Source organism: Candidatus Colwellia aromaticivorans, assembly GCF_003333305.1.
Lineage (GTDB): Bacteria > Pseudomonadota > Gammaproteobacteria > Enterobacterales > Alteromonadaceae > Colwellia > Colwellia aromaticivorans.
The window spans coordinates 1-22,674 of sequence record NZ_QOLD01000045.1; the positions used below are offsets into that span (position 1 = coordinate 1).

The window sequence follows — 22,674 nt, forward strand, 5'->3', positions numbered from 1 at the left end:
TGAACATCCTGAGCGATGGTCAAAAAAAGAGAGAAACTGGCAGCCAATAGGCGCTGTGGAGTTAAATCCAGAGCAGCACAAAGAAGCTGCTTAACAATTTAGGCGACAACTGCCTTGAAAAACGCCGTAATTGATTAATCTTGAGTATATCCCTTACATTTTTAATTCTTGTATAATTTATCGGCATAGAAATAGAAAAGTTTAATTTTTGAACCTGATTATTATTTTAGTTTCGGATTAACCTTTTTACCCAAGGTAAACCTTGCTAAAATTCACATCATAAAATTTATAACCACTAGGACTTTTCATGGCAATTAACTGGTTTCCCGGTCATATGCACAAAGCACAAAAAGAAATTAAAGAAATATTGCCACAAATAGATGTGGTTATTGAAGTGTGTGATGCGCGATTACCCTTTAGTAGTGAAAATCCAATGATCACTGAAATAAGAGGCGATAAGCCACTTATTAAAATTCTCAATAAAAGTGATTTAGCTGATGCGGAAAAAACAAAGCTGTGGTTAGCCTATTTAGAATCGCAACATAACGTTAAAGCGATTGCTTTAACGACAGAAAATACCGCTACCGCGAAAACTATTCCTGATTTAATTCGCAAACTTGTCCCTAATAAGGATGAGGAAGGTAAACAAATAAATGCCATGATCATGGGAATTCCTAATGTAGGTAAATCAACGTTGATCAATACCTTAGTAGGTAAAGCGAAAGCTAAAGTAGGTAATGAACCTGCAGTCACTAAAGGTCAACAACGTATTCGCCTTGAAGAAGGCTTATACCTTTTTGATACGCCAGGTATGTTGTGGCCAAAAATTGCGAATGAAAATAGTGGCTATCGTTTGGCCGTGTCAGGCGCGGTTAAAGATACCGCTTTTGATCATGATGACATTGCTTATTTTGCTGCAGAATATTTGTTAGCTAATTACCCTGAACGTTTAGTAGAACGTTATCAGCTTGATGAAACGCCGCAACATGAAGAAGATTTAATTGAAGCGATTGGCAGAAGGCGTGGCTGTGTACGCAGTGGTGGTCATATTGACATGCATAAAGCCGCAGTGATTTTGATCAATGAAATAAGAGATAAAACGCTAGGTGCAATTACCTTTGAAATACCTGATATTATTGATAAAGAGAATCACCATTTTAATGAATTAGAAGCCAAAAGAGTTGCTACTCGTGAAGCTAAAAAGCTGGCGAGAGGACGTGGTAGGAAAAATAAAAGGTAATAATAATGACTGAACAAACTGAAGCAACATTTACTTTACATCCACAACTAGCTAAAGACTGTTTTGAATTAGCAGAGTTTCCCTTGTGTAAGCTATTATTATGCAATGATAGCGCTTACCCTTGGTTTGTTTTGGTACCCAAAGTTAATGATATTACAGATATCTATCAATTAGACTGGCAACAACAACAGCAATTACTTAATGAATCAAGCTTACTCAGTGAGTTAGTTATGCAAGCTTTTGTTGGTGATAAAATGAATGTAGCTGCGCTTGGCAATGTAGTTGAACAATTACATGTACATCATGTGGTGCGTTTTAAAAACGATGTTAGTTGGCCTAAACCTATCTGGGGACAACAACCGTTAACCCCCTATACCAAAATGGAATTAGCCGCGATAAAAGATAAAGTATTACCGAAATTGGCTGTTGTTTTAGAATCTATTACAAGCTAGAAACTATTTTAAGGAGTGGTATAGGGCATATTTTTGCCTGGCGATTGTTGATTGCATGGCGTCAAAGGCTTGGTTAGCAATATTATAAGCTCCCCAATCTCGCGTTTTCAGAACCTTGGGGTTTTCTGATAAATCACGAATGAAGTTTTTGATTTTATTTTGAATTTTTCCTATTGGGCTTGTTAACTCAACTTTATTATCAAATGAATTTGAAAAGTGATTGTCATGTTCAATGCTGACAGCTAAGTTAACAGCAATGGTTAGCTCTGTATCATCATTAAAAGAAGGAGCAATTGGAACAGGATTTAATACACCACCATCAATTAAATGACTTCCTTTATAATTAACCGGAGTAAAAAATAAAGGTAAAGATATTGATGCTCTTACTGCATCAAATAATCGTCCAGAAGTTAGCCAAACTTCTTTTTCATTGTTAACATCTGCCGCTACAGCAGTAAAAGATATAGGCAAATCTTCAATTAAAATATCACCAACAATATCAATTAGTTTATTTATTATCCTATCACCCTTTACTATTCCACCTGAACTCCAAGAAATATCCAATAAACTCATTACATCAACTTTAGTTAGTTCACAAACCCATTCTTCAAAAGCATCTAGCTTTCCTGCTGCATAAACTGCTCCAATAAGCGCTCCAGCAGAGCAACCTGAAATAGATTGAATACTACATCCACTCTTTTCCAATTCATAAATTATTCCAATATGAGCTAACCCTCTAGCCCCACCACTTCCTAGGACCAGAGAAACGCGTTTTCCTTTTAATTCCATTCATTGAATCCTAGTCAGTCTCAGAAAATATTAATTAATACACTACTATTGCGAATTGAATTAACTCAAGCGATCATAAGTGTCTGTATCAATAAATGACATATGACAGTGAAAACAGTAATCTAGCGATTTGGAATTTAGCCCAGGTGATGATAAAAAATCTAAAGTTAAAATTTTATTGAGTTTAAAGGATTGTCGAAAACTTTTCTCACGTGAGAAGGAAAAATAAAAAGAAGGCCGCTTAGTGCTAAATAAGTCTTTTTATTTCATTTGATTAAAGTCATTTTTTATATTTATATCATAATATTGTATTTGGTTGCTTTTTGAATAAAAAGCAACTATTACTAGGTATAGCTGCAATTTCAAAGGAATTTTAATGCCTATATCTCCAGGAAATAGACCCGCTATTCTAGTTGTACATGGTGTTCAACTAGGCGAAGACAGCGAACTACACCAAGATGAATCTATTCGAGAATTAGTGTTATCAAGGCTTAACGGGACTCATTTTGACTTCGATGTAGATTTGTACAAATACGAAAATATTTCCGATGATAGCCAAGACAAATTCAAAAACCTTTCTAAGCTTCTTATCAGCTCCCCTATAGGAAAAGCTATCGCGCCATCTGTAATCGATATAGTTGGTGATGTGGTTATTTCGTTAGCCAATAATTCGACTGCCCACAAAATTAGAGAAGGACTAAAAGATAAAATTATTGAGTATTACAATGCTGGAACGCCTTTATATATTGTTGCCCATAGTTTAGGAACTGTATACCTATTTGATGTAATAAATGAATTAATCAGTGATAGTGATTATTTTAATCGCGATGATTTATTAGAATGGCCAGTTCAAGGGATGATAACTATAGGGAGTCCTTTAGGGCTTGCAATGTTTAAAAATACAGGTCGAAAAACAGCAAAAAATTTAGGGGCAGGACGATATAACTTTAAATGGTTAAATTATTTCGATGTCAACGACCCAGTTGTTTCAGGCAATATTTTTGGTAAAACATTATCCAATGTAAAAATTGCTGAAAAATACAAAAAAAAGGGTAACAATTTTGGATGGTTTATCAGAGATTTTCCTGTGGATACAGGGAAGACTTGGTTGCTAGCTCATACCGCTTACTGGGATAGTGCGGTTGTTGGTGATGGACTTGTAAATATGATGGTTTAAGGAAGAAAAATGAAATATTTATTCATAGCTATATCAATCACAGCGCTAACAGCATGTACTAATCATTTATACCAAGGTAAAACAACATATCAAGATAATGGTAAAACCTGTGAAGCACTTGTCTATTGGAATAATACTACTCATATATTCAATAGCGAAGGAAAATCCAGCTCTGTCGTTATTAGAAATGCGAGCAACCCCGGTAGCTTTACATTGAGCGACACAAGAGAAGAAAACCTCATCTTAATGCTTCCTTCTGGTGAATATGAAGATGTTATCTATAACAGCCATAATGATACAGAGCTAGTGTGTGGTGTTTTTAGTGGGAAGGGGGCGCATCAAAAGGGAGAAGTTTCTCGTACAGAATTTAAGTTGTTTTGTAATAAAATACCAAACCCACTAAAACCGAATACAAATGGAATAAAAGCTAAATATAAGCCTTTTATCTTTGTGATGTTAGCGCCAAAATCAGAGTTTTCGTGGGCAGGCGAAGAGCTTAAAGCTGAAATATCTCTTAGCTGTAAATAACTAGTTAGTGAGCCTTTAATCTTTTCATGAGCTTATGTCTGTAATTAGTACAATGGACTCTTTCTAACAAACTTACTATTAGACCAAATATCACTTAAACTATTTGGTTGTTTATTTATTTGCTCAAAAATCATCAGGAATCCCTCAAGCTATTTTAAAAAGGTATAGGTTAGAATCCTTTAACACCAAAAAATAACTATAAAGCGATACTGCTCATCTAAGGAAACAGGATAAGCGCTTCAATTGGAAAAAGTAGTTGGTTATAATGTGGTGTAGGTTTCTAAAACCGAAAACATTATTTTACTTACCAATTTATATAGGAACAAATATGGACTTGAATGTATACCTCTCAGGCGAAATACACACAGACTGGAGACAACGCTTAAAAGAGGGTTGCGATGCGCACAATTTATCCATTGTTTTCACTTCGGCTGTTACAAACCATGAGGCTAGTGATAGCGCGGGCGATATCCTTGGAAAAGAGGATGATAACTTTTGGCGTGATCATAAGTCGGCCAAAGTGAACGCAATACGAACCAAAACACTTATTGAAAACTGTGACGTAGCTGTAGTTCGCTTCGGAAATAAATACAAACAGTGGAATGCGGCTTTTGATGCGGGATATTGTGCTGCAATGGGAACACCTTATATCACTCTTCATGATGAAGATATAGTTCATCCCCTAAAGGAAGTCGATTCGTCAGCTATGGCTTGGGCTACAACACCAGAGCAAGTTATTGAGATTTTAAAATATGTTCTCACCAAAGCATAATACTTAACAATAATTTAAAGCAGAACTTCTAACCGTTAATAGCGTTCCACTTTCGTATCACCTCTTAGCCAGCGACTTTGTGCGGTTAAGCGGGCGTTTTGTTTTTAGGATATTATGAATAAAAATTCCATTCCACTGTTTATTGGCGTAATTTTTAGCCTTGTAGCAATTTGGTTAGTAAATGATTATTTGTTGGTAGATCAATGCCTAGATAATGGTGGCAGCTTTGATTACAGTAAAGCCGAGTGTTTATTAGAGAATGGCGATGTAAAATCATCAGAGTTAGGCGCGTATTTCATGGCAATATATTTTTTTATGGGTGTATTGATTTCGTTATTTTTTTCATTTTCTATTCGAAAAATTTTCAATGTTGAGCAGTAAAAATTGTAAAGCGCTTAAACCATAAAAATACAGTTGTTACAGCTTGTTTCTCGCTATTTACTGAAATTTGACAAGAAAATGATCGTCGTGATTTGTCACTAGACTTTTTTATAAAGTCATCTACAAAACCAGAGACTAAAGGAAGCACACCACTTCTATGTGTGCATATTCTATGCAGGAATATGTCGCCAATAAAGTACGAAATATGGACGACAATATAACAAAATACCTTGTTGCTCCTGTTGATATTATAGCGCTTAAAGTGTGGGACATATCATAAGGACTTAAACATAAGTATAAGAGAAACTGTGGCTAAATAATTTCAGCCAACAGTTGTTTAGCCACTAATAAGGGGGCATTAATTTTTTGGAGAACTATTTTGGCAACTAAAGAAGAAATTGAAAATTTCATGATAACTGACTTTCCTCAAGCTAAGTGCATTGTCGAATCCGTTGGAGAACAATCAGCAACGGTGAGGCATGCAATAGGGTTTGATGAATTAAGACCCGGTGGCACAGTCTCTGGACCCGTTTTAATGGCTGTTGCTGATTATGCTTTATATGTGGCTATTTTAGGTGAGCTAGGAATGGTTTCACATGCAGTAACCACCAGTTTGACGATTAATTTTATGAGAAAGCCCTCACCAGCAAAAGATATTATTGGTAAATGTACGTTGCTAAAAATAGGAAAATCCCTCGTGGTTGGTGAAGTTTCTTTATATTCCGAAGATGATACCAACGCGGTAGCCCACGTGGTTGGAACATATTCAATACCTAAATAGAGGTGAAGGTAATGTGCTTTTTGAGCCATTACCATTAACTAGTCAGATAAAAGACGGTGCAATATGAAAGTATATTTTTCGCACGGAAAAGAAAGCGGCTCTTGGGGACAGCAAAATAAAAAGGCTTGCAAATATTGCTAAAGAGCATAACTACAGCGTTGATAATATTGATTATTCAGATATCTTTGAGCCAGATCTTAGAGTCGAACGACTACTAAAAGTATTAGAAAATGTAGAAGAAGATTTTTTGCTTGTGGGATCAAGCATGGGGGGGGATGTTTCTTTAGTTGCTTCAGAACAAGTTAATGTGAAAGGCGTTTTTTTATTAGCGCCAGCTCTATTTATGCAAGGGTATAAAAACAAACTTATAATCATAATGCTAATATAGAAATTGTTCACGGTTGGTCAGATGACATTATTCCACCAGAAAACTCCATTTTATTTGCTAAAAATAGTGACTGTTTATTGCATTTGATTTCTGGGGATCATCGGCTTAATTCTTCGATAACGGTTATTGAAAAATTATTTTCACAGTTTATTCTCTCTCAAGTAGATAACAAAGCATAACAATGAGTTACTACCGTTTACTATTTATTTGTAATTAGATAAATTTGAACAAACATGCAATTCATTATATCTGTATACTCACAAAAGAGTCCTTAATATCTTTTATTTTTTGGTTGTAGCGTAAAATTTCGCTTCGCTATATTCTAATTATTAATTATTAATTATTAATTTTTGAGTTATTGATATTCTGATGAAATGTTTTTTTGAAAAGCTATTATTATTCTTTCTTTTTGTTATTACCTCAGCATTATCTAGTTTTCCAAGCTATTGCCAAGCTTTAGACATAGCACAAGAAAATAATTCAGCATTAGGCTCTTTTGCCACCATCATTACAGAGTCAGAGAAAGTGAATTCAGCGGATGAAATATTAATAAAATTCCAGCAAGGAGGAGGTTATAAATCTAAAACAGTTATTTAAGCTTTGGTATTAATGATGAGTTATTTTGAGCTTGATGTTAATTTTCCTGTCGAAGCAAGTGTCTTACTCATCAGAGTTGAATCACCTGACCCAATGGTTATACCGTTTTATATTCGAAATATAGAAGAACGTTATCAGGTGTTAACGGTTGAAAGTTTTCGCTATGGTATTGTGTATGGTGCAATTATGGCTTTGATACTCTATAACTTGTTCTTGGCTGTCAGTCTTAAGAGTAGTGAAAATTTATTATATTCACTTTATATATTTGCATGTATGTTGATGAATATCTCATCATATACAGGGCATCTCATTGCTGGGTTATTGTTTTTGTTGATGTTTTTACTTTTAAACAGCAACTTAAGAAACTGTACAACTTTGTGATGCTTTATGTTTTGTGGATAATTGCAACAGTTGGCTTAAGTATTTTATTCGATAATCATGCTATTTCAATTAAGCTAGCATTTATTAATATGTTTATATTCTCACTGCTAGTGATGAGCCTTGGGGTGGTCGCAATTATTAAGAAACTTCAATCGGCCCATTATTTCTTCTTCGCTACATTAATGGGGTATGTGGAGCGTTAATTACCTGTTTGACTGTTTGACTGTTTGACTGTTTGACTGTTTGAGTTAATTAATTTAGCGGATAAGCAGCTATATACTACAAATGATTTAGGAAAAAACTGTGTTGCTTATTAATCAAAATAACAGTCATAACCTAATATAGGATTACAAAAGATCAGCTTTCGTCGCTGAGTGTTCGTTAGCTGGATAATTTTGGTTCTAATAACCAACTTTAATTGCTAGATAATTACTCACGCAACATGCTCTTAGGGGATTACAATGTCCAAACGAATAAAATTTTATAGTCATCACCTTCCGATAATACTATTGCTTGTGGTACTGCCAGTCACGGAACTGTATGCTGACGAGATTGATTTAAATGAAGTTTTACGTAATAGCTCCATGGGTAATTACAAAGGTTACGCTGAGTTTAAGATGGGCCATTATGGAAATGCCCGTAAAATTTGGGAGGCTCTTGCTCAGCGCGGCAATGCTGAAGCCAGTTTCAATTTAGGCATACTTTATGAAGATGGCTTGGGGGTCACCCAAGATTTGACTAAAGCGTTACTTTATTATGAGACAGCGGCTATTGGTGGAAGTTTTAAGGCTCAATACCGGCTAGGGTTGCTTTATTTTGTCGGGAAGACGGTGCCTTTAAATAAGGTCAAAGCAAAACGTTGGTTGACAGAGGCCGCCGCAGGGGGTGATAGGGACTCGATAGAAATGTTGGCAATGTTGAATGGTGCGAGTAACAGTCAACGAGATAGGGACTTTTTACGCGCCGAAACTGCCCATGCCTCCGCGGATTATATTCAAGCTGCCAACATATGGCAGCGCCTTGCCGATGACAATGATATTATTTCTAGAACCCGTTTAGCTTGGTTGTATGAAAAAGGTCAGGGTGTCAAACGGGATCTCAAACGCGCGGCAGAGCTATTTCGCCACTCAGCAATGGATGGTGATCCTGACGCCCAATATGCGCTTGCGGTAATGTTGCAAACGGGTATAGGGCAGGCGAAAGACCTTCAGGAATCAGATATATGGTTACAAAGAGCTGCTGATTTAGGACATCGCGCTGCGGCCTTGGCCTTAGCTCAGACAGAAGAGAAGTAGCGAGCTTGGTCTATCATGCTAATTTATCTAACTCATTAATTTTTAGTTAAAAATCATTAAGGCGTTATGTATTTAGTTAAATAGGAGTCGGAAAAATTTGAATCAGTTAAATGAGAGATCTATATTATGTCCATACTGTGGTGATACTATTGCAGTTCTCATTGATCCATCCGACTTGAATCAGCAGTATATTGAAGACTGCCAAGTCTGTTGTAAACCAATCACTTTTTTGGTTTCTGAGCGCGTTAATGGTGAGCTTAATGTTAGTGTTTATAGTGAAGATGAAACGTTTTAATAAATAGATAGAAAGTAAATGAAATAGACTTCTAACTTTTAGCTAGGCTGTGTTTCACAACAGATTTTAGCCAATAATTATAAGTCCTTTATTTGGTTGTTATATACCCGTAATCATTCAAAATACTCGATTCAGAGTACTTGAGCAATGCCAGTTTGAGGCGCGTCAATTAAATTATGGTTATTCAGGAGAATATTCTCCTGAACAACCATTCCCTGCAATCAATGCCTTGTCTAAATCGTTTTTTTCTCCCACTGAAACATGCATTTTGAATGGTCACGGGTATATCTGATATTTCACTTATTAATAACCAACTGTTTTTGTTAGCTGTCTTCGTATAGAATCCGCCATATAATTTTACTTATTAAATATTTCCAAAAGAGTAAAGTTTAACTAACGACACCTTATTATCCTTTTCTAAAATGACAAAAAATAAATGAATGATATAACTATAGCAACGCACAACGGTAATTTTCATGCAGATGATGTTTTCAGTATCGCTGCACTTAAGAGCATTTACCCTTCTTTTAAACTTATACGCACTCGTAATTTAGAGGTTATCGGCAAGGCAGACATTGTGATAGATGTCGGAGGTGAATATGATCCAGAAGCTGGCCGTTTTGATCATCATCAACGTGGTGGTGCAGGTGAGCGAGAAAATGGTATTCCTTATTCCTCTTTTGGCTTAATTTGGCAGAAATATGGTTTACAAATATGCCAGGGTAACCAAGATGTAGCAAATGCTGTTGATGCAGGTCTAGTCTCAACGATTGATGCCATCGATTGTGGTCATGTTGAAGGTGTTTCTACAGGTATTAGTTTGAGCCAAACTATTTCAATGTTTAACCCAACGTGGCAAGAAGAGAGTCACTTTGATAGATGTTTTGATGAAGCTGTTGATTTCGCATTACGTGTTTTAACACGATTTATCGCTTCTGCTGACGGTGGTATTAGCGCGAAAGAAATTGTAGCTAAAGCGATTGATAATGCAGAAGATCCAAGGATAATTGTATTAGAAAAATATACCCCGTGGAAAAGAACAGTTCATGCTTTATCTGCAGAGGCTTTATATATGATTTATCCATCTCAGACGGGGCAATGGCGAATTCAAACAGTACCAGTAGAACCAGGTTCATTTGAAGACAGAAAACCACTACCTAAACCATGGGCTGGTTTATCCGATAAAGCGCTTAAAGAAGTGACAGGGATTGATGATGCCATGTTTTGTCATAATGGATTATTTATTGCGGGTGCAGAATCATTTGAAAGTACTATGAAAATGGCATCTATAGCACTTCAATAAGAATAAAGTAACTATGGAAATTAACCCCGTAATAATTCAGATTAACTCTAATTTTTTGTAGGCTTAACTTTTTTAAAGACAGTGTCACTCAGTATAAATTGAAATATTAAATAAACCCTATAAACTTTATAAAAGTATATTTTTTGTTAAAAAAGGAAATTAAATGAGCACACTAGGCATTTCTACCGAACAACTCGAAAATCTGTCATTAAAAGCGTATGAACTAGTAATAGAATATGCACCCAGATTAGCGTTAGCTATTCTCACATTACTCATAGGTTTGTGGATCATTAGTGGGATTACGAAACTCATTAAGTTATCTATGGAGCGCTCAAAAGTTGATCCTACGTTAATTCCATTTATGAGTAGCTTGGTTTCTTGGGTACTTAAAGTGTTATTGTTTATTTCTGTTGCTTCAATGATAGGCATAGCAACCACTTCATTTATTGCGGTTTTGGGTGCTGCTGGCTTAGCTATTGGTTTAGCACTGCAGGGGAGTTTAGCGAATTTTGCTGGCGGTGTTTTAGTGATGGTTTTTAAACCTTACAAAGTAGGTGATTTAATTGAATCTCAAGGGCATTTAGGCGTAGTTAAAGAAGTACAAATTTTTAATACCATTTTAATTGCCCCACAATCTAAACAAGTCATTATACCTAATGGAGCCACCTCTAACGGTTCAATTGTTAACTATACAGTCGAAGGAAAAATACGGGTCGACCTTACCGTAGGTGTTTCATATGATGCCGATATTGATAAAACAAAAGCCGTATTGATGGACGTGCTGGTTGCTAACGACAAAGTTATGCAAGATCCTGCGCCTTTCGTTGGTGTTTTAGAAATGGGTGATAGTTCGGTTAATTTTGCTGTTAGACCCCATTGCTTGCCAAAAGATTATTGGGATGTTTTCTTTAGTGTTAATGAAGCCGTTAAAAAAGCACTTGATAAAAATTCTATTGCTATTCCGTTCCCACAACGCGATGTACATTTAATTCAATCATAATAGCTTAAGTTATCATTTAAATGGCGTTAATATTTAAGTATTAGCGCCTTTTTTATTTATACTTTTTTGAATGGTTTAACGGTAGTGGTCAAGCTTAGAAATGTTAAACATTCGGATACTGATTTATTAATTTCATGCTTAAATAATTATGACAATACTGATAACATTACTTTAAGACGTTCGTGCTTGTACAATATGCGCTCCACACCTAGATCACGGAGTTCGACCTGTACTTCAAATTGACTCAAAGGCCAAAATTCTAATTGCAGGTGAGGATCCCGGCAGAAAGGTTCATGAGTCAGGCATACCATTCGATGATGCCAGTGGCGATCGCCTTCGACAATGGATGGGCGTTTCAAAAGATACATTTTATAACGCAAAAAAAATTGCAATATTACCGATGGGGTTTTGTTATCCTGGTAAAGGTAAAACAGGTGATTTACCTTCCCGTGCTGATTGAGCGGTAGCTTGGCGATCTAAGCTCTTGAAACAATTACCGCAATTACAACTTACGCTTGTCATTGGGCTATATGCGCAGTCTTACCATATTGCTCAAAATAGATTGTCACTGACTGAAACCGTTAAAGCAGGGCATAAATATTGGCCGAGTGTTGTACCATTACCTCATCCAAGCCCAAGAAATAATGGTTGGTTAAAAAAGAATCCATGGTTCGAAGATGAAGTTTTACCTAACCTTCGTAAACTAATTATTGAATTACTATGAAGAATATAACAACTTCTTTATTCTCAACCATTATTATTTTAGTTACCAAGTATGTCCAGTAACAGTTTTCTCGGTTTTGCTTCGTTACGTTATTTAAATCATCAATTTTTGCCCGCTAAAACGGGTACTATAAATCAAGGGAAGGTATGGAGTATGACAAAACTATCAGTATCAAGGTCAGTATTATTTACGTTGCTTAGCAAAGTGCTAGGTGTTTGACAAACTTATGAGTATTTATAATGATTTCACGTAAACATCACAAAATAGTATTTTCATTTTTTATGGCATTGCTTATGTCAGGTATTATGTCTTTTGCTATAAGTGTTTTTAACGTAGGCATGGTGACAAATATTATTACGCTCTGGTTACAAGCGTGGGGCTTTGCTTTTATGGTTGCTTTTCCAACGATATTTATTGTTTCGCCCATTGTTCATAAACTTGTTTCGCTTGTCTTACATGAAGAAAGCAGCACTTAGTATCCACTCAAATGACCCGTCTTAGAATATATTGACGGTTTTATCTGAAAGAAAACACACCGTTTAATCCAATTTAAGTAGGATTTTTCGGTGTTTAGGCTGTAATGTTTTACACGGAATATTTTCTGACGAGATTTAAAGAAGGTAAATTGGAGGTAGTCAATACTAAATGAAAAAGCGGTATATATCCATGTTACTACAATATGTCGGATTCAGCTGGAATTAGAAACGCCTTTAGGCAAGGCTTTGATTGAAGAGAATGGTTGTTCCATTGTCGAAATCAATAACGTAGCATAAAGCGTTTCTAAACCAGCCCTACAGGGACCCCTGATCAAATCATGTTCTTCGTTGCATCTCTTTTTAAGGGAACAACCATTAATAAAAAGATGCGCCTTGATCATGAATCGTTCAGGTGTCCTGAAACGCGCATAATGAAGTATCATGGATATATATACGATGAATGTTTTTCTATAAAATGCCAACTTTTTTTGTCCTACTATATAATTCACAAAGTTATCACTTTGTTTTAGATAGTTTTTAAGTAATTAAAATATGGTGTGAAAATATAATTATTTGTAATTAAATAGGGCAATAAAAGTTCTAGTTTAACATTGTTCTCCTTTTATTTTTAGAACCAAGCTGTATTTTCACTGTAAAAAATTGAGATTTACCAAACAAAATCAAAAAGCCATAATATTTACTTTAGCTTTTAATTATCAAAGAAAAAAGTTTATATTAAATGTTCGATAATAAGCGTTAGTTGCTTAGATGAGGCTAATATTGGAATCACTTCTAAAAATATTACTGATAGTTGTAACTGTGACTGCTTGCTTCTATAGCTCTAGTGTTTTTGGAATAGGGTTATGGTCTGTAGCCATTTTACTTTTGAATTTATTGTTTTCATTGTCAATATTCATGTCTATACCCGTTACACTTGGCTAGGTTTCGTTTTGCTACACCAATTTAGCCCATTATTTGGCGTTATTTATATAAAATTTAGCGGGTATTTATATTCTTACCCAATGTTGAAGCAAACTAATATTACTTAGAAATTAGCTCTTGCTCGTGGTGCTGCGCTATTTCATCGATAATCGCTTGCTGCTTTTTTTCTTCAGATATTTTACGTTCCGTTAACCAGTAAAAGAATAATGGTACAAAGAATATCGCTAAAAATGTTGCCGCTATCATTCCACCCATAACACCCGTTCCAACACTATGGCGAGCACCTGCACCTGCTCCTGAGCTTAATGCTAAGGGAACAACACCTAAAATAAAGGCAAGCGATGTCATAATAATTGGCCTGAAGCGCAAGCGAGCGGCTTCTAATGCAGCAGCGCCCGTTGTCCAACCTTCTTGTTTTTTCATTAGGGCATATTCAACAATCAAAATGGCATTTTTACTGGCTAAACCAAGTAAAGTCACTAAACCAATTTGAAAATAAACATCACTCGTCATGCCGGTAATCCAAACAGAAACCAAGGCACCAAAAATACCAAAAGGTAAAGCCAACAGTACTGATAGCGGCAGAGACCAACGTTCATATAAGGCAGCTAGAATCAAAAATACCATGATAACTGCCATACCTAATGCAAGCGCGGTAGATCCAGAGCTTCTTTTTTCTTGATAAGCTGTTCCCGTCCATTCATAACTCATGTCTGATGGTAATATTTCTTTGGCAATACGTTCGATCTCGGCGATCGCTTGGCCTGAGCTATACCCTGGGGCTGCGCTACCTAATAGTTTCACTGCAGATAAGTTATTATATCTGTCTAGACTGTCTGGGCCACTACTGTAGTTAATTTCTGCAAAGGCAGAGATAGGTATCATCTCGCCACTATTACTTTTCACATAGATACGACCGATGTCTTTAGGACTCATTCTAAATTCAGGCTCTGCCGACATTAATACCTGCCATGTTCGGCCAAACTTATTGAAGTCATTGAGATAATAGGTTCCCATAGTTCCTGCCAATGCGTTAAAGGCATTGTTGATAGGAATATTCATAGCGCGTGCTTGTTCACGATCAATTTTTACGGTCAATTGTGGTGAATCTGAACGCCATAACGTTTGCACTCCGGCAAGTATAGGGCTTTGCTGAGCTGCTCCCATCATTGCCTGCATACTTTGTTTTAATTTCTCTACACCACCGTCTCCACGGTTTTGTAGGTAAAACTCAAAGCCACCAGTACTTCCTAGACCCGGTATTGCGGGTGGATTAAAGGCTAATACTAACGCTTCATTAATATTAGCGGTTTTCATGAATAACTCACCAACCAATTGCTGTGTACTTACCTCTCTATCATCCCAATGCTTTTGAGTAACAAAAATCGTGGCAGCGTTGTTTTTATAGCCACCACCAAGAAAGTCGAAGCCAGTAAAAGAAATAACATTTTCATTCGCTGGATTTGATTTTATCGCTGCTATTACTTCCTCTACTACTTTTTTGGTTCGTTGCAATGATGCACCGTCAGGTAAAAAAACGGCTGAAATGTAATAGCCTTGGTCTTCGTCAGGTACTAAGGAACTTGGCGTTTTCAACCACATATTTGCTGTGATTACGACCATACCAATAACAAGCAACAGTGCTAATAATCCACGGCGAAGAAAGAAGCTTACGCCAGTAACGTAGTGCCCCGTTACTTTATTAAAAAATCGATTGAACCCGTTAAAAAAAAAGTTTGTTTTTTTGTCTTCATGCTTTAATACCAATACACATAAAGCCGGTGTCATGGTTAATGCAACTAAACCAGATAAGCTCACTGAGATAGAAATGGTGATCGCAAATTGGCGAAATAACTCACCAGTTAAGCCACCTAAAAAGGCAATAGGGACAAATACCGAACATAGTACTAATACAATGGCAACAACTGGGCCGCTTACTTCTTTCATCGCTTTTATTGCCGCATCACGAACCGATATATCTTCTTCATGCATAATGCGTTCTACATTTTCAAGTACAACAATCGCATCATCAACCACGATACCAATAGACAAAACCATACCGAATAAGGTTAAAGTGTTAATGGAATAGCCCAGCATATAAAGGCCAGCAAAAGTGCCTAATAATGATACGGGTACAGCCATCAGAGGAATTAACGTAGCACGCCAATTTTGCAAGAAGAGAAACACCACTAAAAATACTAGTATCATGGCTTCGCCAAGTGTTTTTAATACTTCTCGAATGGATACCTTTACAAAACGGGTGGTATCGTAAGGGAGTAAATGTTTGAGCCCTGATGGGAATCGAGTTTTTAATTCGGCAATGGTTTCATTAACTTCATCGGCAACATCAAGCGCATTAGCGCCAGGCTGTAAAAATATGCCTAATAATACCGCTTTTTTACCGTTGATACGTCCATCAAAGTCATAATCTTTTGAGCCTAATTCTACTCGAGCAATATCTTTCAACCGTAATGAACTACCATCGGTATTCGAGCGAATAATGATATCTTCAAATTCTTTTGCTGTGGTTAATCGTCCTTGTACTTTTACACTGTAAACTAATGACTGAGGACTCACTGAAGTTGGTGTTGCGCCAATTCTACCGGCAGCATATTGTGAATTTTGTTCACGTACCGCATTGCTAATTTCTTCAACAGTAACCCCTAATTGGCTCATTACATCAGGGCGTAACCAAATACGCATGGCATAATCTTTTGCGCCAAAAATTTGTACACTGGTAGTGCCCGGAATTCGCTTGATTTTATCAATAATGTTTAAGGTAACATAGTTAGAAGTCCATAATGCTTCACGGCTATCATCAGGTGAATAAAAGGCATGAACATGTAAAAAGCTTGATGAACTTTTAGCAACTACAACACCTTGGCGGCGTGTTTCTTCAGGTAAACGCGCTTCTACTTGTTTAACACGGTTGTTAACATTCACTGATGCTTGATCTGGGTCAGTGCCTATTTCGAACGTAACCGTGATCGTTGTTGCACCAGCACTGGTTGATGTTGATGACATATACATCATGCCCTCAACCCCGGTAATGGCATTTTCTAAGGGGGTAGCAACTGTTTGTTCTAATACTTCAGCGGACGCACCAGGATACACTGCTGTAACCTGTACAACAGGGGGAGACATTTCAGGATATTGCGCAATAGATAAACTACGCATAGCCGCCAATCCGGCCAAAACAATAAAAATAGAAATGACAAAAGCAAAGATAGGTCGATCAATAAAATAACGAGAAAACATTAATCTACCTCTTATTTCTTAGTTGTAGACATTAACTGATCATCAGCTAAACGTATCGGCATACCCGGGAAGAAAATACGTGCCATGCCATCAACAATGACTTGGTCGCCCGCTTTTAAGCCTTCACGAATTATCCAACCATTTTCTATACTCTTTGCTTCTGTTACCCATTCACCAACAACAACAGGTGCAGGTAATGCAACAGTAATACCTTTGTCATTTTTGGCCATAACATAGACAAACTTGCCAAGACCATTATCTAAAACCGCTCTTTGGGGGACTACAAATGCATTTTCACGTACAGCGCCTTCTAATACGATACGAACAAATTGCCCAGGTCTTAATGAAAAGTTGGGATTTGGCGTAATCGCCTGTAATTCACTGGTTCCTGTTTTACCATTTATACGTATATCGCTGAAGTTCACTTGCCCGATTTGAGGATGGAGTGAACCATCAAACAATTTTATTTTGGTTTTCCAACGGCCTTCTTCTGGCAAGGTAAGTGAACCTGCCGCGGCATCATTACGCATTTGTAATTGCTCACGTTCTGATAAACCAAAACGCACGCGAATAGGATCAATTTGGGTTAATTGTGTTAACAGTACTTCTGGGCCTGAAACATAAGTGCCTTCAGACACTAATTCACGGCCAACAATACCGGTAACAGGAGATGTTACCTTGGTATAATCTAAACGTAATTGCGCTTGATCTAAGTTAGCTTGCATCGACTTAACATCAGCTAAGTTAATATCAACACTCGAAATTGCATTGTCTAACTCACGTTGTGAAATTGAGTTTTTCTCACGTAATGGTTTTATTCTGTTAACTTCACGTTGGGCTTGTTTGAGACGAACCCTAGCAGCATTTAAGTCGGCTTTACTCTTTGCCATTTCAGCGGCATAAGTTTTAGCATCTAAACTAAACAATGACTGCCCAGCAGTGACTTTATCACCTTCACTAAAATTCCGAGTTTGTAAAATCCCCGAAACTTGAGCACGAATTTCTACTTCTTTTGCACCAGATAAAGTGGCAGGCAATTCAATACTAAAAGGGACTGATTGGGTTGTCATACTCATAACAGTCACTGCTGCAGGTTGCATCCCTGCAGGTGCAGACTGTTGTGCTTGTTCACAGCCTGTTAGTGATACGCTGGATGATAACAATAAAAGAGCACTAAAAAATGGTTTTAGCTGGCCACTTAACATAAAACGAAATGTTGACATAAAAAACCTATAAGTAAATGACCAAATACATAATAACAACAAGGATTACAGATTTAGCACAAATTGAAACAATATGTAAACTAGTCGGTGTAGTTTACATATTTTTATTGATAAGTAAACTAGACAGTGTAGTATTTACACATAATTTAAAACTTTAAAATTAGTCATATGATTAGTCGCATGGAAAAAGCATTAACTTTAACGGAACAAAAACGTTTAGACATTTTAGTTGCAGCACAAGAAGAGTTTAAAGAAAAAGGATTTTTAGGTGCTAGCATGGACTCATTGGCAAAAAGAGCTGAAGTATCAAAACGTACTGTCTACAACCACTTTCCTAGTAAAGAGGATTTGTTTCATAATATTGTAAAACAGCTTTGTGACTCATTTAGTCAAGCCGTTAATATTGAATACCAAAGCAGTATTCCCCTTGATGAGCAATTACATATTGCTGCGATGAATGAACTTAAGCTATTAGGATCTGAATGCTTTCTCGATTTAAACCGTATTACTCTTGCTGAATTCATTCGTTCTCCAGAATTATCCTCGAGTACCTTAGAGCATTTAGGTCAACAAAAAAATGGCTTACATAATTGGATAAACGATGCGATAAAAGATGGCAGATTAAAAGCGGTGGATGCTAATTATGCTACTCAACAATTCTTAGGATTGATTAAGGCCAATGCTTTTTGGCCACAATTATTAAGGAAGCAAGACTTTCCATCATCAGAGCAACAACAAACAATTGCTGATGACGCAGTGTTAATGTTTTTAGCTCGTTATGAAAGATAGCATTTAAACGAAAAAACCTTGATTTTTATAAGAGCTCTAAATAGCATTTACAATGCAGGCGACCTAAAGGGTCAGGGTTTAGGTGAGTTAACCTTACTATAAAGCCAGCTAACAATGTCTCTCCATGTTAATATTCCTACAGGCTTATTATCACTATTTATAACAGGAAGACAGGATACTCCCGTATCATGAAAAATTTTTATCGCTTCACTAAAAGAGGTGAATTGTTTAATTGCGACTAATTTTTTAGACACTATTTGATGGACTCGCTTATTTAACATTGCTAAATCTTTCTCACTAGCTGTTGGTAATTCTAGATTAGAGTTTGTTGCTTTTAAATAATCTCTTTCTGAAATAACGGCTACAAGTCCATTATTGCTATCTGTAACCATTAAGTGATGAAATTTATGTTTAATAAACAACTCTCTAACAATAGATAATCTTTCATCTAAATCTATACAAGTGACATTTTCACTCATTATTTCTTCAACTTTCATATTTTATTATCTATTTTGATTATTTATAAAAATAAGCCTTGAAATTCAAAACTAAAAAGGAAACATATTATCTACCATTGCTGCTCCTAAGGGGATAATAAGCTTTTCAATAAATCATGTCAAAAATGCGAACAAAGTACTCTTTCTGCTATTTTGTCGACTAATTTATCTTTTCTTCTAGGTTTTTATTGTTGTTTTCATAGTAAAAAAAGAAAGTAACATAGAGCAATAGCTATCGAAACAAAACTAATTTTTCTGGCTAAATAGGGCACTTAGCGCCTTATGTTTTCAACTTTAATTTAGATTCATTGTACCTAAAAGGCATCAGCTATTGGTTGTTCATTAGTTCTTCTGAACCGACGTAACAGTCGTTAGTATCAATGATTATCCTATGACTCATGCTCGCTAACACCGGACATATAGACTATATTTAGTTTGTCTCAAATGAGTATGAACCTGCTAGCTGAAGAATTCAGGTTATCCTCTTCCAAAATTTCACATTAAATGTGATTCAGATTAAGATTTAGATTATTTTTATATAATATTATTGAAGTAATTATTTATTTGTATACCGAGAAAGTACGATGAATTTTTTTAGAGGGGTTATATTGCAGCAAGCACTTCTATTTATCACAATGCTTTTCTTGCCTTTTATAATTATGGCACAGAGTACTAGTATCGAAAAAATTGGCCTACAACTAGGATGGAAACATCAGTTTCAATACGCTGGTTTTTATATAGCAAAAGAATATGGATTTTATCAAGACGTTGACTTGGATGTTAGTATAAAAGAATTTGACCACTCAATTGATATTGTTAACGAAGTCGTTTCAGGGCAGGTAAATTTTGGCATAGGTAAATCATCATTGCTAATTGAAAGATACAATGGAAAGCCAGTAGTTGCGTTAGGCGCTTTATATCAGACTTCTCCTTCAGTTCTTGTTACGACCAATCCATCATTTAAATCTCTTAAAGACATTCGTGGAAAGAGAATAATGGTTACTGAAGATGCAGTACGATCAGCATCAATTACTTCGATGTTACTTTCTAACGGTATAAGTGGAAATGATTTTGTTCGACAAAAGCATTCATTTAACTACAACGATTTGATTAAAGGTAATACTGATGCAATGGCTTGCTATCTATCTAATGAGGTGTTTTATTTAGCAAAGAAAAACATTCCATATAAAATTTTTAATCCCAAAGACTATGGTTATTACTTCTATGGTGATATTTTATTTACATCAGAAAATGAAATAGTAAGTTCTCCCGAACGTGTCAGAAAATTTTATGCTGCTTCCAAAAAAGGCTGGTTGTGGGCTTTTGAAAATATTGAAAAAACGGCTCAATTAATTTATGAGAAGTATAATACGCAGAACAAATCTCTTGAAAGTCTAATTTATGAAGGCAAAGTCTTAAAGAAATTGGCCTTCATAAAAGGGATTGATTTTGGTCATATCAGCATAAACAAGTTTAATCACATTGCCGAGGTTTTTCGCCTTGGTAATATGTTAGATAAAGTGGGCTCATTGAATATGTTTGTGGACCCATTAAATTTGAATAGAACTCAAGTTAAAATAGGCGTACTTGCTACACGTGGCATTGAAGCCACGCTAAAGCGTTGGACGCCGTTAACTAAATATCTAAATACTAAATTAGATAACTACTATTTCACTGTAGTGCCTTTAGACTTTGATCAACTTAGTGTGGATATTGCCAATAATAAAATAGATTTTTTCATTACTAATTCCCTATATTACGTGCAGTTAGAACATCTATACGGTGCTTCTCGTATTGCCACACTCTTAAATAATGATAGTTCAACACTGGATAAGTTTAGCGAGTTCGGGGGAGTCATTTTTACAAAAGTTGATAATAAAAATATTAATCACATCGAAGATATTAAAGGAAAATCATTTGCTGCAGTTGATAAACATTCTTTTGGTGGATGGATTATGGCTTATGAAGAATTTATCAACCATGGAATGACCCAAGATGATATTAAATTAACCTTTTTAAAAACGCATGACGCCGTCGTCGAAGCTGTTTTAAAAGGGGATGTTGAATCAGGTACTATACGGACAGACACACTTGAACGATTGGTTAATGAAGGTAAAATAAAACTGTCGGATATTAAAGTTATTAATTTAAAGTCTCATAAAGGTTTTCCTTACTTAGTTAGTACTCAGCTTTATCCAGAGTGGCCCTTTTCAAAACTCAAGCACACTCCAAATAAATTGGCTAATGAGGTTTTGTCTGCACTGCTCAACATTTCGCCTGTTCATAAAGTGTTCAAAGAAATTAAAGCTGATGAATGGACTGTTCCACTCGATTATAGTGCTGTACATGGTCTCCTTAAGAAACTGCATATATCGCCTTATGAATTTAATGAAATCAATCTAGTTGATGTATTCAAAAAATATACATTGATAATTTATGCTGTTACGCTTGGATTGATATTGCTAATTTTTAGAGTGGTATACATAAATAAACTCAATAAGACTTTAGATAGCTATAATTTCATATTAGATAAAGAGGTAAAAGAAAGAACGATTAATTTGGAAAAAGCAAATAAAAGACTTAAAATTTTGGCCAAAACTGATCCACTCACAGGTATCAATAATAGAGGCTATTTTTTTAGTCAAGCAAACAAATATTTTAATATTGCTATTCGAAATAAAACACCATTGCATCAACTCATGCTTGATTTGGATTTCTTCAAAGATATTAACGATAAATATGGTCATCATGCCGGGGATTTAGTACTGAAAGAGTTTACTCAAACCATAGAAAAAACGTTAAGAAACAGTGATTTATTTGGACGTATAGGTGGTGAAGAATTTTCTATTATCCTACAAGATACAAGTATTGAAGGTGCTAAATTATTTGCCGAACGTATAATAGAAAATGTTGAAAATTTACAAATAATATCTGCTAATGAAGTCATAAAAATAACGGTAAGTGTTGGTCTGGTAACCTTGAAGGATGAAGATAGTATTCATGAACTACTAAAAAAAGCTGATGTGGCATTATATAAAGCTAAAACTAGTGGCAGAAACCAATATGTTTATATGAATTAATTCGAACTTTAGCATAGGCTAATCCCCCTACGTTAGACATAGTTTTACCTCATGACTTCATCATTAGGTGAAAAGCATGATGAAAGAATTTAGTGTACCTTTTAAGTTAAATAATATATTTCTATTACAGTAGATATTCGACTTTTGATCCCGGTGAATTATAGATGCGTTATCGCTTAGCTGTGTATCTATGAAGACCCTCTGCTCACATAATTATTTCTATTTCTTCATAAGTACCTCGACTGATCGCAGTTGGCCTAAAGTGGGTATTCTATTAGTTTCCAAAACTGCTGGTTAGAGCTGTGA

General features: G+C 35.8%; 21 protein-coding genes and 1 pseudogene. 18 read left to right on the plus strand and 4 right to left on the minus strand.

Annotated elements, in window-relative coordinates:
* Window positions 1-307 precede the first annotated feature (307 nt).
* Window positions 308-1,240, plus strand: a complete 933-nt coding sequence (ylqF, locus tag DWA31_RS06185; protein WP_114325753.1) for a ribosome biogenesis GTPase YlqF — start codon at window positions 308-310, stop codon at window positions 1,238-1,240.
* A gap of 5 nt (window positions 1,241-1,245) precedes the next feature.
* On the plus strand, window positions 1,246-1,692 hold the full coding sequence (locus DWA31_RS06190) for an HIT domain-containing protein (RefSeq protein WP_114325754.1): 447 nt from the start codon (window positions 1,246-1,248) through the stop codon (window positions 1,690-1,692).
* Window positions 1,693-1,695: 3 nt separating this feature from the next.
* Here the strand turns inward: DWA31_RS06190 and DWA31_RS06195 are convergent, their stop codons facing one another.
* Window positions 1,696-2,481: a patatin-like phospholipase family protein gene (locus DWA31_RS06195; RefSeq protein ID WP_114325755.1), complete on the minus strand. Its 786-nt coding sequence runs from the start codon at window positions 2,479-2,481 to the stop codon at window positions 1,696-1,698.
* Window positions 2,482-2,857: 376 nt separating this feature from the next.
* Here DWA31_RS06195 and DWA31_RS06200 point away from each other — a divergent pair, with 376 nt between their 5' ends.
* The 14 genes and pseudogenes from DWA31_RS06200 (at window position 2,858) to DWA31_RS06265 (ending at window position 12,579) form a co-directional block, all read left to right on the plus strand.
* On the plus strand, window positions 2,858-3,658 hold the full coding sequence (locus DWA31_RS06200) for a hypothetical protein (protein WP_114325756.1): 801 nt from the start codon (window positions 2,858-2,860) through the stop codon (window positions 3,656-3,658).
* A 9-nt stretch (window positions 3,659-3,667) separates the two neighbouring features.
* Window positions 3,668-4,186 carry a hypothetical protein gene (locus DWA31_RS06205; protein WP_114325757.1) on the plus strand — a complete coding sequence of 173 codons (519 nt, stop codon included), beginning with the start codon at window positions 3,668-3,670 and terminating at the stop codon, window positions 4,184-4,186.
* 328 nt (window positions 4,187-4,514) lie between these two features.
* Entirely contained in the window at window positions 4,515-4,958 is a 444-nt protein-coding gene (locus tag DWA31_RS06210) for a YtoQ family protein (protein WP_114325758.1), read from the plus strand.
* Window positions 4,959-5,072: 114 nt separating this feature from the next.
* Entirely contained in the window at window positions 5,073-5,339 is a 267-nt protein-coding gene (locus tag DWA31_RS06215) for a hypothetical protein (protein ID WP_114325759.1), read from the plus strand.
* A gap of 157 nt (window positions 5,340-5,496) precedes the next feature.
* Entirely contained in the window at window positions 5,497-5,619 is a 123-nt protein-coding gene (locus DWA31_RS17680) for a hypothetical protein (protein ID WP_281268620.1), read from the plus strand.
* A gap of 99 nt (window positions 5,620-5,718) precedes the next feature.
* Window positions 5,719-6,120, plus strand: coding sequence for a PaaI family thioesterase (locus DWA31_RS06220; protein ID WP_114325760.1), 402 nt, complete (start codon window positions 5,719-5,721; stop codon window positions 6,118-6,120).
* Between the two features lie 757 nt (window positions 6,121-6,877).
* Window positions 6,878-7,105, plus strand: a complete 228-nt coding sequence (locus DWA31_RS06225; RefSeq protein WP_114325761.1) for a hypothetical protein — start codon at window positions 6,878-6,880, stop codon at window positions 7,103-7,105.
* A gap of 15 nt (window positions 7,106-7,120) precedes the next feature.
* Window positions 7,121-7,486 carry a 7TM diverse intracellular signaling domain-containing protein gene (locus tag DWA31_RS06230; protein ID WP_168427295.1) on the plus strand — a complete coding sequence of 122 codons (366 nt, stop codon included), beginning with the start codon at window positions 7,121-7,123 and terminating at the stop codon, window positions 7,484-7,486.
* Window positions 7,487-7,947: 461 nt separating this feature from the next.
* Window positions 7,948-8,781 (plus strand): tetratricopeptide repeat protein, encoded by an 834-nt coding sequence (locus tag DWA31_RS06240; RefSeq protein ID WP_114325764.1) that lies wholly within the window; start codon window positions 7,948-7,950, stop codon window positions 8,779-8,781.
* A gap of 97 nt (window positions 8,782-8,878) precedes the next feature.
* Complete coding sequence (locus DWA31_RS06245) at window positions 8,879-9,076, plus strand: CPXCG motif-containing cysteine-rich protein (RefSeq protein ID WP_114325765.1); 198 nt, start codon at window positions 8,879-8,881, stop codon at window positions 9,074-9,076.
* Window positions 9,077-9,512: 436 nt separating this feature from the next.
* A complete protein-coding gene (locus DWA31_RS06250) occupies window positions 9,513-10,379 on the plus strand; it encodes an MYG1 family protein (RefSeq protein WP_114325766.1) in 867 nt (288 codons plus the stop codon).
* Window positions 10,380-10,542: 163 nt separating this feature from the next.
* The gene (locus DWA31_RS06255; protein ID WP_114325767.1) at window positions 10,543-11,379 is read left to right on the plus strand and encodes a mechanosensitive ion channel family protein; all 837 of its coding nucleotides are present in this window, start codon (window positions 10,543-10,545) and stop codon (window positions 11,377-11,379) included.
* Between the two features lie 193 nt (window positions 11,380-11,572).
* A pseudogene (locus DWA31_RS06260) lies at window positions 11,573-12,103 on the plus strand (uracil-DNA glycosylase family protein).
* A gap of 239 nt (window positions 12,104-12,342) precedes the next feature.
* Window positions 12,343-12,579: a DUF2798 domain-containing protein gene (locus DWA31_RS06265; RefSeq protein WP_114325768.1), complete on the plus strand. Its 237-nt coding sequence runs from the start codon at window positions 12,343-12,345 to the stop codon at window positions 12,577-12,579.
* 1,041 nt (window positions 12,580-13,620) lie between these two features.
* Here the strand turns inward: DWA31_RS06265 and DWA31_RS06280 are convergent.
* Together DWA31_RS06280 and DWA31_RS06285 are read right to left on the minus strand one after the other, a co-directional pair.
* Window positions 13,621-16,779, minus strand: coding sequence for an efflux RND transporter permease subunit (locus DWA31_RS06280; protein WP_114325770.1), 3,159 nt, complete (start codon window positions 16,777-16,779; stop codon window positions 13,621-13,623).
* An 11-nt stretch (window positions 16,780-16,790) separates the two neighbouring features.
* Window positions 16,791-18,002 (minus strand): efflux RND transporter periplasmic adaptor subunit, encoded by a 1,212-nt coding sequence (locus DWA31_RS06285; protein WP_245942511.1) that lies wholly within the window; start codon window positions 18,000-18,002, stop codon window positions 16,791-16,793.
* 180 nt (window positions 18,003-18,182) lie between these two features.
* Here DWA31_RS06285 and DWA31_RS06290 point away from each other — a divergent pair, with 180 nt between their 5' ends.
* Window positions 18,183-18,791 carry a TetR/AcrR family transcriptional regulator gene (locus DWA31_RS06290; protein ID WP_168427296.1) on the plus strand — a complete coding sequence of 203 codons (609 nt, stop codon included), beginning with the start codon at window positions 18,183-18,185 and terminating at the stop codon, window positions 18,789-18,791.
* A 71-nt stretch (window positions 18,792-18,862) separates the two neighbouring features.
* Here the strand turns inward: DWA31_RS06290 and DWA31_RS06295 are convergent, their stop codons facing one another.
* Complete coding sequence (locus DWA31_RS06295) at window positions 18,863-19,288, minus strand: CBS domain-containing protein (protein ID WP_114325772.1); 426 nt, start codon at window positions 19,286-19,288, stop codon at window positions 18,863-18,865.
* A gap of 584 nt (window positions 19,289-19,872) precedes the next feature.
* On the opposite strand from DWA31_RS06295, the gene DWA31_RS06300 reads away from it, so the two are divergent.
* Window positions 19,873-22,368 carry a diguanylate cyclase gene (locus DWA31_RS06300; protein ID WP_114325773.1) on the plus strand — a complete coding sequence of 832 codons (2,496 nt, stop codon included), beginning with the start codon at window positions 19,873-19,875 and terminating at the stop codon, window positions 22,366-22,368.
* The last annotated feature ends 306 nt before the right edge of the window (window positions 22,369-22,674 follow it).

Excerpts from the sequence above, each read along its gene's own strand:
- ylqF (WP_114325753.1), top strand. The coding sequence starts at position 308 with ATGGCAATTAACTGGTTTCCCGGTCATATGCACAAAGCACAAAAAGAA.
- DWA31_RS06190 (WP_114325754.1), top strand. The coding sequence starts at position 1,246 with ATGACTGAACAAACTGAAGCAACATTTACTTTACATCCACAACTAGCT.
- DWA31_RS06195 (WP_114325755.1), bottom strand. The coding sequence starts at position 2,481 with ATGGAATTAAAAGGAAAACGCGTTTCTCTGGTCCTAGGAAGTGGTGGG.
- DWA31_RS06200 (WP_114325756.1), top strand. The coding sequence starts at position 2,858 with ATGCCTATATCTCCAGGAAATAGACCCGCTATTCTAGTTGTACATGGT.
- DWA31_RS06205 (WP_114325757.1), top strand. The coding sequence starts at position 3,668 with ATGAAATATTTATTCATAGCTATATCAATCACAGCGCTAACAGCATGT.
- DWA31_RS06210 (WP_114325758.1), top strand. The coding sequence starts at position 4,515 with ATGGACTTGAATGTATACCTCTCAGGCGAAATACACACAGACTGGAGA.
- DWA31_RS06215 (WP_114325759.1), top strand. The coding sequence starts at position 5,073 with ATGAATAAAAATTCCATTCCACTGTTTATTGGCGTAATTTTTAGCCTT.
- DWA31_RS17680 (WP_281268620.1), top strand. The coding sequence starts at position 5,497 with ATGTGTGCATATTCTATGCAGGAATATGTCGCCAATAAAGTACGAAAT.
- DWA31_RS06225 (WP_114325761.1), top strand. The coding sequence starts at position 6,878 with ATGAAATGTTTTTTTGAAAAGCTATTATTATTCTTTCTTTTTGTTATT.
- DWA31_RS06230 (WP_168427295.1), top strand. The coding sequence starts at position 7,121 with ATGAGTTATTTTGAGCTTGATGTTAATTTTCCTGTCGAAGCAAGTGTC.
- DWA31_RS06240 (WP_114325764.1), top strand. The coding sequence starts at position 7,948 with ATGTCCAAACGAATAAAATTTTATAGTCATCACCTTCCGATAATACTA.
- DWA31_RS06250 (WP_114325766.1), top strand. The coding sequence starts at position 9,513 with ATGAATGATATAACTATAGCAACGCACAACGGTAATTTTCATGCAGAT.
- DWA31_RS06255 (WP_114325767.1), top strand. The coding sequence starts at position 10,543 with ATGAGCACACTAGGCATTTCTACCGAACAACTCGAAAATCTGTCATTA.
- DWA31_RS06265 (WP_114325768.1), top strand. The coding sequence starts at position 12,343 with ATGATTTCACGTAAACATCACAAAATAGTATTTTCATTTTTTATGGCA.
- DWA31_RS06280 (WP_114325770.1), bottom strand. The coding sequence starts at position 16,779 with ATGTTTTCTCGTTATTTTATTGATCGACCTATCTTTGCTTTTGTCATT.
- DWA31_RS06285 (WP_245942511.1), bottom strand. The coding sequence starts at position 18,002 with ATGTCAACATTTCGTTTTATGTTAAGTGGCCAGCTAAAACCATTTTTT.
- DWA31_RS06290 (WP_168427296.1), top strand. The coding sequence starts at position 18,183 with ATGGAAAAAGCATTAACTTTAACGGAACAAAAACGTTTAGACATTTTA.
- DWA31_RS06295 (WP_114325772.1), bottom strand. The coding sequence starts at position 19,288 with ATGAAAGTTGAAGAAATAATGAGTGAAAATGTCACTTGTATAGATTTA.
- DWA31_RS06300 (WP_114325773.1), top strand. The coding sequence starts at position 19,873 with ATGAATTTTTTTAGAGGGGTTATATTGCAGCAAGCACTTCTATTTATC.